Raw genomic sequence first — 14,394 nt, forward strand, 5'->3', positions numbered from 1 at the left:
GCACCTTCCGCGGGGGTCCAGCGCCTACTCTGGTGGGATGCAGCGGCGGATCTTTGGCATCGAGACCGAGTTCGGGGTCACGTGCACCTTTCACGGCCAGCGCAGGCTCTCGCCCGACGAGGTCGCGCGCTACCTCTTCCGGCGGGTCGTCTCGTGGGGACGCTCGTCCAACGTGTTCCTGTCCAACGGCTCCAGGCTCTACCTCGACGTGGGCTCGCACCCTGAATACGCGACGGCCGAGTGCGACGACCTGACCCAGCTCGTCACGCACGACAAAGCAGGCGAGCGGATCCTCGAGGACCTCCTCGTGGACGCCGAGCGCAGGCTCGCCGACGAGGGCATCGGCGGCGACATCTTCCTGTTCAAGAACAACACCGACTCCGCGGGCAACTCCTACGGCTGCCACGAGAACTACCTGGTGACCCGGGCCGGGGAGTTCTCCCGGATCGCCGACGTGCTGCTGCCCTTCCTCGTCACCCGCCAGCTCATCTGCGGCGCGGGCAAGGTCCTGCAGACCCCGCGCGGCGCGGTGTACTGCCTCTCCCAGCGCGCCGAGCACATCTGGGAGGGCGTCTCCAGCGCCACCACCCGGTCGCGGCCGATCATCAACACCCGCGACGAACCGCACGCCGACGCCGAGCGCTACCGGCGCCTGCACGTCATCGTCGGCGACTCCAACATGGCCGAGCCCACCACGATGCTCAAGATCGGGTCGGCGAACCTCGTGCTCGAGATGATCGAGGCCGGGGTCCAGTTCCGCGACTTCACCCTGGACAACCCGATCCGCGCGATCCGGGAGATCAGCCACGACCTCACCGGACGCCGCCAGGTCCGCCTCGCCGGCGGGCGCGAGGCGTCCGCGCTGGACATCCAGCGGGAGTACCACGCCCGCGCCGTCCAGCACCTGAAGGAGAACGGGTCCACGCCCGCGAACGAGCGCGTGGTGGAGCTGTGGGGCCGGGCGCTCGAAGCGGTCGAGGAGCAGGACTTCAGCAAGATCGACACCGAGATCGACTGGGCGATCAAGCACCGCTTGGTCGAGCGGTACCGGGCCAAGCACGACCTGGACCTGTCCAGTCCGCGAGTGGCCCAGCTCGACCTCGCCTACCACGACATCCGCCGCGGCCGGGGCATCTTCGACCTGCTGCAGCGCAAGGGACTCGTCCGCCGCGTCACCGACGACGGCGAGATCGAGGCGGCCAAGGACACCCCGCCGCAGACCACCCGGGCGAAACTCCGCGGCGACTTCATCGCGGCGGCGCAAGCGGCCGGCCGGGACTTCACGGTCGACTGGGTGCACCTGAAGCTCAACGACCAGGCACAGCGGACCGTGCTGTGCAAGGACCCGTTCCGGTCGGTGGACGAACGAGTGGAACGGCTGATCGGATCGCTGTGACTCGGGCCCGGCTCCGCCGGGCGCCCGGATCGTCGGTCGTGGAGGGAGCCCTGAGGAACTCTGATTCCCTCAGGGCTCCCTCCACGACCACCAGAACCAGGCAGACCGCGGCGAATCGGGCAGTCGGCGGCGCCCTTTGCGGACGGCCATGAGCCGAACCGGCGCGGGTCGAGTTTCGGCATGCGCCAGGGGCAGCTTCCCTTTGCGCTTCCGCGTCGGAGCGGCTTGGGTGCGGGAAATCGTTGCGGCGGGCGGGGAAACCCGACGAAAGTCGTCACTCGGCTGCGGCAGGATTCCGGCATGCGTGCGTTCCGGAGGGTCCTGGTCCTCATAGCGGTGCTGTCGGTGTCGTCGGGCGGGGTCGCCGCGGCCTCCTCGCTGCCGTCGTGGCGGCTCCTGCCCACCGAAACCACCGCGCAATTCCGCGGCCTGTCCGCAGTCAGCGAGCGGGTCGCCTGGGTCAGCGGCACCCAGGGCACCGTGCTGCGAACAGTCGACGGCGGCCGCAGCTGGCGGCCGGTCGGACCGCCGGACACCGGGAAGCTCGAGTTCCGCGACATCGAAGCCTTCGACGCCGACCATGCCGTCGTGCTGTCGATCGGGCCCGGTGCGGATTCCCGGATCTACCGCACCGACGACGCCGGGAAGCACTGGCGGCAGACATTCAGCAATCCCGATTCCGCCGCGTTCTACGACTGCCTCGCCTTCTTCGACCCGTGGCGCGGGCTCGCGATGAGCGACCCGGTCGACGGGAAGTTCCGCGTGCAAGCCACCTTCGACGGCGGCCGCAGCTGGAAACAGATCCCGGACACCGCGTTCCCGCCCGCCGAGCCCGGGGAAGCCGGATTCGCGGCCAGCGGCCAGTGCATCGCCACCTCCGGACCGTTCGACGCGTGGCTCGCCACCGGCGGCGGCCCGCATGCCCGCGTCCTGCACTCCGGCGACGGCGGCCGGCACTGGACCGCGGCCGAAACCCCGCTGCCGAGCAGCGCGTCGGCTGGAGTGTTCGCGGTCGCGTTCCGCACGCCGTGGCAGGGCGTCGCGATCGGCGGCGACTACGCCAACCCGACCGCACCCGGCCCGGCGGTCGCGTTGAGCCACGACCGCGGCCGCAGCTGGCGCACGCCGCCGGAACATCCCGCCGGCTACCGCTCGGGGCTCGCCTGGCGCGGCGGCACGGTGCTGGCCGTCGGACCCGGCGGGAGCGATCTGAGCCGCGACGGGGGAAGGCGCTGGACCTCGTTCGACAACGGCAGCTTCGACACCGTCGACTGCACGTGGTCCGGCGCGTGCTGGGCCAGCGGAGCCAAGGGGCGCGTGGCGAAGCTGATTCCGTAAGAGGGAACCCGTTCCGGGCAGCGCGCCCGCCCGCGGCGGCGGTGCGTGACGGGGCGCGCGCGGAGGGTCCCGCCGCCGCACGCGGGCTGACCAGGCGCGACGCGCGAGGGCTGGACCTCACGATCGCGCGCGGCGGGGAGAGCTAGAGTCGTCTGGTGTCCACCGCACGCGCCGAACGGCTGGTCAACCTCGTGCTGGCCCTGCTCTCCACCCGGCAGTACCTCACCGCGGAGCGGATCCGCGGGATCGTGCCCGGGTACGCCGACGCGGCCAGCGACGACGCCTTCTTCCGCACCTTCGAGCGGGACAAGACCGAATTGCGGGAACTCGGCATCCCGCTCGAAACCGGCCGGAACTCCGTCTTCGACCCGGTCGAGGGCTACCGCATCGCCCGCCGCGACTACGAACTCGGCGAGATCGACCTCGCCCCCGACGAGGCAGCGGCCGTCGGGCTCGCCGTCCGGCTCTGGGACTCGCCCGAGCTCACCGGACAGGCACAGGGCGCGCTGGTGAAACTGCGCGCGGCCGGCGTCGAGGTCGACGACCAGGCCCCGACCGTGATCGAGCCCCGGGTGCGCGCGGAACCGGCGTTCGCGCCGATGCTCGCCGCCGTCCAGGCCGGGCAGGCGGTCCGCTTCGAGTACCGGCGCAGCGGCTCGCCCGAACGCCGCATCCGCACGCTCGAACCGTGGGGCGTCGTGTCCTGGCGCGCCCGCTGGTACGTCGTCGGGCACGACCGCGACCGCGACGCGCCCCGCTGTTTCCGGCTCTCCCGCGTCACCGGGAAGGTCGCCGCGATCGGGAAACCGGGCGCGGTCGTGCGGCCCGAGGGCGTCAACCTGATGCAGCTCGTGTCGGTGACCGGCGGCAGCGAGGACCCGGCCCCGGTCACCACCGCCCGGCTCTGGATCGCCGACGGCCGCGCCGCCGGAGTGCGCCGCCGCGGCGACGTCGTCGGCCGCGAGACTGTCGCGGGCGAGGAAGGCGACGTGATCGAGATCGGCCTGTACTTCCCGGAATCGGCCGCCGACTGGATCGCCGCGCAAGGCCCCGACGTGCTCGTGCTCGAACCGGACGTGCTCGCCAAATCCGTGCAGCACCGGCTGGAGGCCGTGCTCGCCCGCGCCGGGCAGGGGAGCGTCCGATGAGCGCCTCCGGCGAACGGATGCCGAGACTGCTCGCGCTCGTGCCCTACCTGCTCGCGCGCCCCGGCATCCGGATCGACGAGGCCGCGCAGGACTTCGACGTCACCCCGCGCCAGCTGCGCAAAGACCTCGAACTGCTGTGGATGTGCGGCCTGCCCGGCTACGGCCCCGGAGACCTCATCGACCTGTCCTTCGAAGGCGACACCATCGTCGTCACCCACGACGCCGGGATGAGCCGCCCGCTGCGCCTCACCGGCGGCGAAGCCACCGCGCTGCTGGTCGCCCTGCGCGCGCTCGCCGAAACCCCGGGCGTGGCCGACGGCGACGCGGTCCGCCGCGCCATCGCCAAGATCGAGGACGCCGCCGGGCAGGCCCGCCCGGCCGGAGTCGTCGTCGGGGGAGGGGTGCGCGAAGGAGCCCGCGCCGCCCGCACCCGCGAGACCGTCTCCGGCGCGCTGCAGGACGGCCGCGCGCTGCGGATGCGCTACTACACCGCCTCGCGCGACCAGATCACCGAACGCACCGTCGACCCGATGCGGCTCGTCATCGTCCAAGGCGTCGGGTACCTCGAAGCCTGGTGCCGCCGGGTCGAAGGCGTCCGGCTCTTCCGCCTCGATCGGGTGGACGCGCTCACCGTATTGGACGAACCCGCGGCCCCGCCCGCCCACGCACGGCCCACCGACCTGTCCGACGGGGTCTTCTCCGCCCGTCCCGATCAGCGGGTCGCCCATCTCGTGCTGGACCCCGACGCCCGCTGGGTCGCCGAGTACTACCCGTGCGAGGAACTGGCCGAACTCGACGGCGGACGGCTGCGCATCGCGATGCGCTACAGCGACGAGCCCTGGATGGTCCGCCTCGTGCTCAGCCTCGGCGGGGAAGCCCAGGTGGAGCGCCCCGCCACACTCGCGCAGGCAGTCGGTCGCCGGGCCGCCGACGCCGTGGCGCGTGCCCGTCACCTCATGTCCATCTCCGACCGATAAGGTGGTTTCAGTGCCGTACCTGCCCGTCTATGTGCTGCTCGCGGCCGGCCTGCTCGTCCTGGCCCTGCTGCTGGTACGGACCGCCGGAGTCTTGCGCCGCTTCCGCCGCACCATGAGCATGGTCAGTGCGGACACCCACGACCGGACCGGACTCATCCGGGCCCGGTCCGCGGCACTCCGTGTGGCCGTGGCCGAACGCCGCCCGGCGACCGGCAACAAGTAACATCAGCACAGACCCCAGACAAGGAGGGCAGACGACCATGAACGCGCTGCAGCCGTGGCACATCATCGTTCTGGTGCTCGTGGTGGTTCTGCTGTTCGGAGCGAAGCGGCTCCCGGACGCGGCCCGGTCCATCGGCAAGTCCATGAAGATCTTCAAGGCCGAGACCAAGGACCTGACCGGCGAACAGAAGGCCGAAGCCGAGGCCGAGTCCGCCGACACCCGGCACATCGCCGCCCCCGCTCCCGCGCAGACCGCGCAGGACAAGCAGGTCGCCGACCTCCAGCGCCAGCTCGACGAACTGAAGAAGCAGCAGGCGGCCTCGGCCGACCAGCCGCAGAAGAACGCGAGCTGACCCTCCGCGCGCACCACCCGGTCCCCGGTCCACGGCGGCGCGCCGGCGCGGCGCGCCCCGGCGGGCTCTGACGAGAACGGAACGACCAGTGGCGGAAGCCGCCAACGGCAACGGCAGCCGGTCCAGCAAGCGGAGCCGGCGCAGCCGTCGGAAAAACCCCGATGGCACGATGACGCTCATCGAGCACATCTACGAGTTCCGCCGCCGGCTCGGCTGGGCGGTCGTTTTCGTGGTCATCGGCGCGATCTTCGGGTTCATCTGGTTCGGCCAGCGGTTCGGGCCGATCCCGTCGCTCGGCGACATCATGACGCACCCGTACTGCGCCATCCCGAAGGAACAGCGGTTCGGCGGCGAAACCGGCTGCCGCCTGCTGCAGACGGTCCCGTTCGAAGTCTTCATGCTCCGCCTGAAAGTCGGCGTCGCCGCGGGCGCGGTCCTGCTGTCCCCGGCCTGGCTGTACCAGCTGTGGGCGTTCATCGCCCCCGGCCTCTACGCCAAGGAACGCAAGTACGCGCTGACCTTCGTCGCCTTCGCCTCGGTGCTCTTCGCCGCCGGCGCGGTGCTGGCCTACCTGCTCGTCCCGCACGCGCTCGCGCTGCTCGCCGGGTTCGGCCAGGACCAGTTCGTCACCGCCCTGACCGGCGACAAGTACATCTCGTTCATCCTGTCGCTGCTGGTGATCTTCGGCGTCAGCTTCGAACTGCCGCTGCTCGTCGTGATGCTCAACCGCGTCGGCGTGCTCAAGTACCAGCAGCTCAAGAAGTGGCGCCGCGGCATCGTGTTCGCGCTGTTCGTGTTCGCCGCGTTCGCCACCCCCGGCTCGGACCCGTTCTCGATGCTCGGCCTCGCCGCCGCGCTCACCCTGCTGTTCGAGATCTCGATCCAGATCGCCCGCTTCCACGACCGCAAGCTCGACCGCGTCCGCCAGGACGAGGGCTGGGACCAGCTCGCCGACGACGAGGCCGCGCCGTTCCACTACACGCCGACCACCGCCGACGGCGAGGAACCCGCCGCGCAGAAACCGGCGTCCGGCCGCTCCGGCCCCACTGACGACATCACCTGACCGTGGGCCTGAACGCAGCACTGGCCGTGCACCCGGCCTCCGGACACGGCGCGGCCGCCCGCCTGGCCGAAGCGGTCGCGGCGCGGCTGCGGCCCGCCGTCGACCGGCTCGACCTCCTCGTCGCCACCAGCGTCGAGGAATCCCGCGCGCTCATGCGGTCCTCGCACGCCGAAGGCCTCGACGTGCTCATCGTCCTCGGCGGCGACGGCGCGGCCCACCAGGGCGTCCAGTTCTGCGCCGACCACGGCGTCGCGCTCGGCCTCGTCCCCTCCGGCACCGGCAACGACTTCGCCCGCGCCCTCGGCGTCCCCGCCGACCCGCGCGCCGCCACCGACGCCCTCGCCAAAGCCCTGCAAGCCGGGCACCGCCGCAGCGTCGACCTCGGCCGCGTCGGCGACACCTGGTTCGCCACCGTGCTGTGCGCCGGATTCGACGCCGCCGTCAACGCCCGCGCGAACGCGATGCGCTGGCCCGCCGGACCCCGCCGCTACGACCTGGCGATCCTCGCCGAACTCGCCGCGTTCAAGCCCAGCCCGATCGTCGTGCACACCGACGAAGGCGCCCTTTCCGGGGAGACGAGCCTGATCGCCGTCGGCAACACCCCGTACTACGGCGGCGGCATCCCGATCTGCCCCGACGCCACCCCCGACGACGGTCTCTTCGACGTCACCGTCATCGGCGCCCCCGGCCGCGCCCGCCTGCTCCGGATGCTGCCGCAGCTGCGCACCGGCGAGCACGTGCACAAGTCCAGCGTCGAGACCTTCCGCACCCGCACCCTGCGCATCGAAGCACCCGGCTGGCCCGTCTACGCCGACGGCGAAGACCAGGGCCGGGCGCCGGTCGAGGCGACCTGCGTGCCCTCCGCGCTGATGGTCGTCGCGCCCCCGCGGTGACCGGCGGCACGCCGCGTGCGGAATGTCGGGGGCATGTGGAACCCTGACGGGGTGGCCACTAGCCCTTCACCATCGCCGGCCGAGGCCTACGCTGCCTCCCGTCGCCGCGCCAAGCACCCCCAGCTGACCCGGTTTTCCGCCGAATCGGCCTTCGAATTCGACGATTTCCAGATCCGCGGCTGCGAAGCGCTCGAAGAGGGCCACGGCGTCCTGGTCTGCGCCCCGACCGGGGCGGGCAAGACCGTGGTCGGCGAGTTCGCCGTCCACCTCGCCCTCGCCGAGGGCCGCAAATGCTTCTACACCACGCCGATCAAGGCCCTGTCCAACCAGAAGTACGCCGACCTCGTCGAACGCTACGGCAACGACGCCGTCGGCCTGCTCACCGGCGACACCTCGATCAACGGCAACGCCCAGGTGGTCGTCATGACCACCGAGGTGCTGCGCAACATGCTCTACGCGGGCAGCTCCGCCATCCCCGAACTCGGCTACGTCGTCATGGACGAGGTCCACTACCTCGCCGACCGCTTCCGCGGCGCGGTCTGGGAGGAAGTGATCCTCCACCTGCCCGAGCACGTCCGAGTCGTCGGCCTGTCCGCCACCGTCAGCAACGCCGAGGAATTCGGCGAATGGCTCGTCGAGGTCCGCGGCGACACCACCGTCGTCGTCGACGAACACCGGCCGGTCCCGTTGTGGCAGCACATGCTCGTCGGCAACCAGTTGCTCGACCTGTTCGCCGGCCAGAACGAGGCCGACCCGGGGGAGCAGCTGCGGATCAACCCCACGCTGCTGCGCAAGACCGACGACATGGGCCGCTTCGCCCCCAACTTCCGCGGCCCGCGCGGCGGCCGCCGCGGAGGCCCGCCGCGCGGCCCGAGGTTCCGGCCGCCGTCGCGCGTCGACGTCGTCGAACGGCTCGACCACGCCGGGCTGCTGCCCGCGATCGTGTTCATCTTCTCCCGCGCCGGCTGCGACGCCGCGGTCGCCCAGTGCGTCCGCTCCGGCCTGCGGCTCAACGGCCCCGAGCAGGTCGAGGAGATCCGCCGGATCGTCGACGAGCGCACCGCTGAGCTGCCCGAGGGCGACCTCGGCGTCCTCGGCTACTGGGAATGGCGCGAGGCGCTCGAACGCGGCTTCGCGGGCCACCACGCGGGCCTGCTGCCCGCGTTCAAGGAAACCGTCGAGGAACTGTTCGTCCGCGGCCTGGTCAAGGTCGTGTTCGCGACCGAAACCCTCGCGCTCGGCATCAACATGCCCGCCCGCACCGTCGTGCTCGAACGGCTCGTGAAATACAACGGCGAGGCGCACGTCGACCTCACCCCCGGCGAATACACCCAGCTCACCGGCCGCGCCGGCCGCCGGGGCATCGACATCGAAGGCCACGCCGTCGTCGCCTGGCAGCCGGGGGTCGACCCGAAGGCCGTCGCCGGGCTCGCGTCCACCCGCACGTACCCGCTGCGCTCGTCGTTCCGCCCCGGCTACAACATGGCGGTCAACCTCGTCGCCCAGGTCGGCGCGGACGCCGCCCGCGACCTGCTGGAACAGTCGTTCGCGCAGTTCCAGGCCGACCGGTCGGTCGTCGGCACCGCGCGCCGGATCGAACGGAACAAGGAAGCCCTCAAGGGCTACACCGCCGCGATCTCCGGCGACTTCGACCAGATGCTCGAGTACGTCGAACTCCGCGCGCAGATCTCCGCCCGCGAGAAGACCCTGTCGCGGCAGAACACCTCCTCCCGCCGCGCCGAGACCGCCCAGTCGCTGGAGAAACTGCGCAAGGGCGACGTCATCCCGGTCCCGGCGGGCCGCCGCGCCGGGCTCGCCGTGGTCGTCGACCCCGGCCTCGACCCGATCCGCGAACCCCGGCCGGTCGTGGTCACCGAGGACCGCTGGTCCGGACCGCTGTCGGTCGCCGACTTCCCGGCCCCGGTCGAGGCGCTCGGCCGGATCAAGCTGCCCAAGCACATCGAACTGCGCTCGCCCAAGACCCGCCGCGACATCGCCTCGTCGCTGCGCAACGCAGGCATCGCGCTGCCCGGCCGCCAGCGCCGCCGGACCGCGGCCGCCGACGACGCCGAACTCGCCTCGCTGCGCCGCGCCCTGCGCGCCCACCCGTGCCACGGCCTTGCCGAACGCGAGGCGAACCTCCGCTGGGTCGAGCGCTACCAGCGCCTCTCCGCCGAAACCGAACAGCTCGAACGCAAGGTCGCGGCCACCACGCACTCGCTCGCCCGCGCGTTCGACCGGATCCTGCGGCTGCTCGGCGAACGCGGCTACGTCCGCCCCGGCGACGGCGAGGACCGCGTCACCGAACACGGCCGCCGCCTCACCCGCCTCTACAGCGAATCCGACCTGCTCGCCGCCGAATGCATCCGGCACGGCGTCTGGAACGGACTCGGCCCGGCCGAACTCGCCGCCGTCGTGTCCACCCTCGTGTTCGAGGCCCGCCGCGACACCGCGGGCGAACCCCGGCTGCCCGGCGGCGCGGTCCCCGGCGCGTGGCAGGAAACCAGCAGGCTGTGGGTCGAACTCACCGAGGACGAACGCCGCCACCGCCTCGACCGCACGCGCGAACCCGACGCCGGATTCGCGTGGCCGGTCTACCGCTGGGCGCGCGGCGAATCACTGGAGAAAGTCCTCACCGCGGCCGAGACCAACGGGCAGGAACTGTCCGCGGGCGACTTCGTCCGCTGGTGCCGCCAGGTGATCGACCTGCTCGACCAGATCCGCGACGTCCTCGGCAAAGAGGATCCGGTCGGTTCCGCGGCCGCGCAGGCGGTCCGGGCGCTGCGCCGCGGCGTCGTGGCGGCGGGCGCGGCGTGAGCGCGAGGGCACACCTTAGTAGCGACTGCGCGCGGACACGTGTGCCAGGTCCAGACCTGTGGTTGGATCGCGCACGACACCCGCGGCCCGGCCTGCGGATGCGGACAGACGAAGGCGGAGGCTAACGATGAGCACGCCGTATGGCGGCAACGACCCGCGGCAGCAGCCCCAGTACGGGCAACAGCCCTACGGCCAGGACCCGAACTACGGGCAGCAGCCGGGCGGCGCGTACCCGCAGAGCGGGCCGCAGCAGCAGCCGTACCCGCCCCAGCAGTACGGCCAGCAGCCCTACGGTCAGGACCCGCAGTACGGCCAGCAGCCCGGCGGCTACCCGCAACAACAGCCGCCCCAGCAGCCGCAGTGGGGCCAGCAGCCGCCGCAGTATGGGCAGCAGCCGCCCTCGTACGGCCAGCAGCAGCCCTACGGCGAGCCGCCGCAGCAGTACGGCGGCCAGCAGCCAGGCCAGTACGACTACGGCCAGCCCGGCGGGCCCGCGCCGGAATCCTCGGGCGGGTCGAAGAAGGGCCTGTTCATCGGGATCGGCGCGCTCGTCGTCGTGGTGGCCGTCGTGGCGATCCTCGGCTTCGTCGCGCCCGGCTTCTTCAAGACCCAGGTCTTCAACAACAACCAGATGCAGACCGACGTCGCGAAGCTGCTCACCGACACCTACAAGATCCAGGGCGTCAGCGGAGTCACCTGCCCGGCCGAGCAGAAGGTGGAGGACGGCGCGAAATTCGAGTGCACCGCCACCATCAACGGCAAACCGCAGCAGGTCCCGATCACCGTCAAGGGCACCGACGGCAACTACGAGGTCTCGCCGCCCGCGGCCAAGTGACCCCCGGCAATTCGGGGGCAACGCCAGCAACTCAAGGCGAGTCCGCGGGGGCGGCGTGGCTGCCCGGGCAGCAGGGGCCGACGGGACCGCGGCGGCACGTACTTCACCGGCCGCGCTGCGTGCCCCGGTGAGGTACGTGCGGGTTCCCCTCACGTACCTTCGCCGTGCCCGGCGCGGTCCGGGGCCGGTGCTGCGCATCCTCCGGCGAGCATCGCGACAGCGGACCCAGTGCGGCAGTCAGCGGGCCGCCGCAGCTCAAGTTCCCGGCATCGGCAATTCAGTGGCGGTCAGGCGCCCGGCCCGGCAATGATCGGAGCATGAGCGACCGCACCGTCCGCATCCTCCGTCCCGACGAGCAGCGCAAGGCCTGGGACCTGTTCCGGGCCGCGCTGCACGTCCAGCCCGGCACCGACGAGGAATGGGAACGCGTCTCCGCGGCGTACCAGGCCGAACGCAGCTGGGGCGTCTTCGAACCGGACCTCGTCGGCACCACCCGGTCCTTCGAATCGGAGATGGTCGTCCCCGGCGGAAAACGGCTCCCGCTGGCCGCGGTCACCGGCGTCGGCGTCCGTGCCGGACGCACCCGGCGCGGCGTGCTCAGCGCGCTGCAGGCCGCGCAACTGGGCGACCTCGCCGAACGAGGCGTCGCGCTCGCGCTGCTGCACGCGTCCGAGGGCGCGATCTACGGCCGCTACGGCTACGGCGTCACGACCCTCGCGAACCAGGTCGTGGTGAAGAAGCACCGGGCGCAACTGCGCCCGGACGTGCCCGCCGGGGGAGAAGTCACCGTGCTCGGCATCGACGAGGCCGCCCCGCGATGGCCGGAACTCTATGCGGCGACCGCAATGGGCCATGTCGGCGCGATGACCCGGCCGGAGATCTACTGGCCAGGGTTCGAGGGGCACCTGCGCCGCCGCGCGAAACTCGTCCAGACCGCCGTGCACCGCGGCCAGGACGGCACCGACGGCTACGTGATCTACCACGTCGAAGAGGGTGCCGCGCACGACAGCGGCAAGCTGCAGGTGGTCGAGTTCGGCTACGCCAACCCGGCCGCGTTCGCCGGGCTGTGGCGGTTCCTGCTGTCGGTCGACCTGGTCGACGAGATCGTGCTCGCGATGCGCCCGCTCGACGAACCGCACGCGCTGCTGTTCACCGACCCGCGCACGGCGAAAACCGAAAGCACCGAGGACGAAAGCTGGCTCCGGCTGGTCGACGTGCCGGCCGCGCTCGCCGCCCGCACCTACGGCCCGGCCGAACCCGTCGTCATCGAGGTGTCCGACCGGTCGCTGCCCGCCAACGACGGCCGCTACCTCGTCGGGCCGGACGGAGCGTCCCGCACCGACGCGGAACCCGCGCTGCGGCTCTCGGCGGACACGCTGTCGATGCTCTACTTCGGCACGTGGCGCGCGTCGGCGCTCGCTGACACCGGCCGGATCGAGGTGCTCGACCCTGCCGCTCCCGAAGTCGTCGACGTTCTCTTCGGCACGCGCGAATCGGTGTGGTGCGGTACGTTCTTCTGACCGTTGACCAGACGTTTCGCGCAGAGGAGCGGGTTTGATGCGCGCCGTGCGGGTGCTGTTGTTGTGCGGCTTGGGAATGCTCGCCGCCGCGGGCTGCGACAGCGGGACGCCGCCGCCCCCGGTCCACACCGTCACCGTCACGCCGAACAGCCCCGCGGAGCCGGGCGTCGCGTCGTCGTCGGCGCCCAGCTCTTCCTCGGCGATGCGCGTGTTCGACTCCCGGGTGATGGCTTCGGCCGTCACCCGGCTCCTCACCACCGACTACAAGGTCGCGAACGTCGGCGCGGTGTCCTGCCCGGACCGGCAGCCCGTCGCCGACGGCTCGCGCTTCCAGTGCACTGTGGACATCGCGGGCACGACGAAACACGTCCCCATCACGGTGACCGGCGCGGACGGCAACTACCGCGTCGACCCGCCCCAATAGGTCAGCGGCGCTAAATCCGATAGCCGCGCGGGGTGCGGCATTGGTTCAATCGGGACATGAGCGACTACGTGGTACGCCAGATCACCGACGCCGAAAGCCGCGCGACTTTCGACCTTCTGGTGCGGTCCCTGCACGGGAACCCGCCCTCGGACGAGCGCTGGGCGCGGGTCGGCGATTCCTGGACGGCGGACGGCCGGACCGGAGCGTTCCACGACGGCGAACCCATCGGCATCGCCAGCTCGTTCGCCACCCGGCTCACCGTCCCCGGCGGCGCGACGGTGCCGATGGCGGCGGTCGACGGCGTCGGCGTCCGCGCCGACTGGACCCGCCGCGGCGTGCTCACCGCGATGATGGACCGGCAACTGCACGACTTCGTCCAGCGCGGCCACGTCGTCGCCGCACTGCACGCGAGCGAAGCGCTGATCTACGGCCGCTTCGGCTACGGCGTCGCGACCCGCATGGCCACCATGCAGGTCAAGCAACCGGCCCCGCTGCGCGACACCGTCGTCGCGCCCGGCCGCGTGCGGCTGCTGTCCACCGACGACGCGATCGCGGCGATTCCCGCGCTGTACCAACGAATCGACACCGGCCGCCCCGGCCGGATCGCCCGTCCGGAACTCTGGTGGCCGATCGCGTTCAACTGGCATCTCCACCCGGACGGCGGCAACCACCGCGTCGCCGTCCACAGTGGACCGGACGGTGACGACGGCTTCGCCGTCTTCCACGTCGTGCCGCAGAACAGCTACCTGGATCCGGAACGCGGCGCCGCGCTCGAAGTCCACGAACTGCACGCGGCGTCGCCGGAAGCGCTGGCCGGGCTGTGGCGATTCCTGCTGTCGGTCGACCTGATCGAGGTCGTCAACGTGCGCGGCCGCCCGGTCGACGATCCGGTGGGTCTGCTGCTCGTCGACCCGCGCCGCGCGCACACGATCGGCGTCGACGACGAACTGTGGCTGCGGTTGATCGACGTGCAGGCGGCTCTCGCGGCCCGCGCGTACGGCTCCGCGGAACCGGTCGTGCTGGAAGTGAACGACCGGATGCTGCCGGACAACCGCGGCCGCTACCTGGTCGGCGGCAACGGGGTCGAACGCACCGAGGCCGACGCCGATCTGCAACTCGACGTAGACACCCTGGCGATGCTGTACCTCGGCGCCTGGGAAGCCGGTCCGCTCGCGTTGTCCGGCCGGATCACCGGTGCCAGCGCGGAAACCCTGGCCCGGGTGGACGCGCTGTTCCGCACCGGGACACAGCCTTGGACCGGCACGCACTTCTGACTTGCGGGAGGGGCCCGGCGCAGTCTTCCCGAGCGGGGCAGGCTCTCAAGGCCAGGGAGGCGAGCGGTGCCGCTGAATGTCCACAAAGGACGCCAAGGTCCGCGGAACGGCCGATCCGGCACCGTGTGGCTGGC

13 protein-coding genes are annotated in these 14,394 nt (G+C 71.8%); all 13 read left to right on the forward strand.

The window, feature by feature from the left end:
* Positions 1-37 precede the first annotated feature (37 nt).
* Positions 38-1,396, forward strand: a complete 1,359-nt coding sequence (pafA, locus tag L3Q65_RS11400) for a Pup--protein ligase (protein WP_009078177.1) — start codon at positions 38-40, stop codon at positions 1,394-1,396.
* Positions 1,397-1,696: 300 nt separating this feature from the next.
* Positions 1,697-2,734, forward strand: coding sequence for an oxidoreductase (locus L3Q65_RS11405; RefSeq protein ID WP_237599598.1), 1,038 nt, complete (start codon positions 1,697-1,699; stop codon positions 2,732-2,734).
* Positions 2,735-2,889: 155 nt separating this feature from the next.
* The gene (locus tag L3Q65_RS11410; RefSeq protein WP_237599599.1) at positions 2,890-3,882 is read left to right on the forward strand and encodes a YafY family protein; all 993 of its coding nucleotides are present in this window, start codon (positions 2,890-2,892) and stop codon (positions 3,880-3,882) included.
* The gene (locus tag L3Q65_RS11415; RefSeq protein WP_237599600.1) at positions 3,879-4,859 is read left to right on the forward strand and encodes a YafY family protein; all 981 of its coding nucleotides are present in this window, start codon (positions 3,879-3,881) and stop codon (positions 4,857-4,859) included. Before L3Q65_RS11410 ends, L3Q65_RS11415 begins: the two co-directional genes overlap by 4 nt.
* 10 nt (positions 4,860-4,869) lie before the next feature.
* On the forward strand, positions 4,870-5,082 hold the full coding sequence (locus L3Q65_RS11420) for a bacteriophage holin (RefSeq protein WP_182896293.1): 213 nt from the start codon (positions 4,870-4,872) through the stop codon (positions 5,080-5,082).
* 37 nt (positions 5,083-5,119) lie between these two features.
* Positions 5,120-5,434, forward strand: a complete 315-nt coding sequence (tatA, locus tag L3Q65_RS11425) for a Sec-independent protein translocase subunit TatA (protein ID WP_182896292.1) — start codon at positions 5,120-5,122, stop codon at positions 5,432-5,434.
* 88 nt (positions 5,435-5,522) lie between these two features.
* Complete coding sequence (gene tatC, locus L3Q65_RS11430; protein WP_182896291.1) at positions 5,523-6,497, forward strand: twin-arginine translocase subunit TatC; 975 nt, start codon at positions 5,523-5,525, stop codon at positions 6,495-6,497.
* 2 nt (positions 6,498-6,499) lie between these two features.
* Positions 6,500-7,390, forward strand: a complete 891-nt coding sequence (locus L3Q65_RS11435) for a diacylglycerol kinase family protein (RefSeq protein WP_182896290.1) — start codon at positions 6,500-6,502, stop codon at positions 7,388-7,390.
* 33 nt (positions 7,391-7,423) lie between these two features.
* Positions 7,424-10,207 carry an RNA helicase gene (locus tag L3Q65_RS11440; RefSeq protein WP_182896289.1) on the forward strand — a complete coding sequence of 928 codons (2,784 nt, stop codon included), beginning with the start codon at positions 7,424-7,426 and terminating at the stop codon, positions 10,205-10,207.
* Between the two features lie 127 nt (positions 10,208-10,334).
* Complete coding sequence (locus tag L3Q65_RS11445; protein ID WP_182896288.1) at positions 10,335-11,042, forward strand: DUF4333 domain-containing protein; 708 nt, start codon at positions 10,335-10,337, stop codon at positions 11,040-11,042.
* A gap of 317 nt (positions 11,043-11,359) precedes the next feature.
* A complete protein-coding gene (locus tag L3Q65_RS11450; RefSeq protein ID WP_237599601.1) occupies positions 11,360-12,562 on the forward strand; it encodes a GNAT family N-acetyltransferase in 1,203 nt (400 codons plus the stop codon).
* A gap of 37 nt (positions 12,563-12,599) precedes the next feature.
* Complete coding sequence (locus L3Q65_RS11455; protein WP_182896286.1) at positions 12,600-12,986, forward strand: DUF4333 domain-containing protein; 387 nt, start codon at positions 12,600-12,602, stop codon at positions 12,984-12,986.
* Positions 12,987-13,042: 56 nt separating this feature from the next.
* The gene (locus L3Q65_RS11460; protein ID WP_237599602.1) at positions 13,043-14,260 is read left to right on the forward strand and encodes a GNAT family N-acetyltransferase; all 1,218 of its coding nucleotides are present in this window, start codon (positions 13,043-13,045) and stop codon (positions 14,258-14,260) included.
* The last annotated feature ends 134 nt before the right edge of the window (positions 14,261-14,394 follow it).

The organism is Amycolatopsis sp. FU40, from assembly GCF_021903635.1.
Lineage (GTDB): Bacteria > Actinomycetota > Actinomycetes > Mycobacteriales > Pseudonocardiaceae > Amycolatopsis > Amycolatopsis dendrobii.

Excerpts from the sequence above, each read along its gene's own strand:
- L3Q65_RS11450 (WP_237599601.1), top strand. The coding sequence starts at position 11,360 with ATGAGCGACCGCACCGTCCGCATCCTCCGTCCCGACGAGCAGCGCAAG.
- L3Q65_RS11415 (WP_237599600.1), top strand. The coding sequence starts at position 3,879 with ATGAGCGCCTCCGGCGAACGGATGCCGAGACTGCTCGCGCTCGTGCCC.
- L3Q65_RS11455 (WP_182896286.1), top strand. The coding sequence starts at position 12,600 with ATGCGCGCCGTGCGGGTGCTGTTGTTGTGCGGCTTGGGAATGCTCGCC.
- pafA (WP_009078177.1), top strand. The coding sequence starts at position 38 with ATGCAGCGGCGGATCTTTGGCATCGAGACCGAGTTCGGGGTCACGTGC.
- L3Q65_RS11460 (WP_237599602.1), top strand. The coding sequence starts at position 13,043 with ATGAGCGACTACGTGGTACGCCAGATCACCGACGCCGAAAGCCGCGCG.
- L3Q65_RS11440 (WP_182896289.1), top strand. The coding sequence starts at position 7,424 with ATGTGGAACCCTGACGGGGTGGCCACTAGCCCTTCACCATCGCCGGCC.
- tatA (WP_182896292.1), top strand. The coding sequence starts at position 5,120 with ATGAACGCGCTGCAGCCGTGGCACATCATCGTTCTGGTGCTCGTGGTG.
- L3Q65_RS11405 (WP_237599598.1), top strand. The coding sequence starts at position 1,697 with ATGCGTGCGTTCCGGAGGGTCCTGGTCCTCATAGCGGTGCTGTCGGTG.
- L3Q65_RS11445 (WP_182896288.1), top strand. The coding sequence starts at position 10,335 with ATGAGCACGCCGTATGGCGGCAACGACCCGCGGCAGCAGCCCCAGTAC.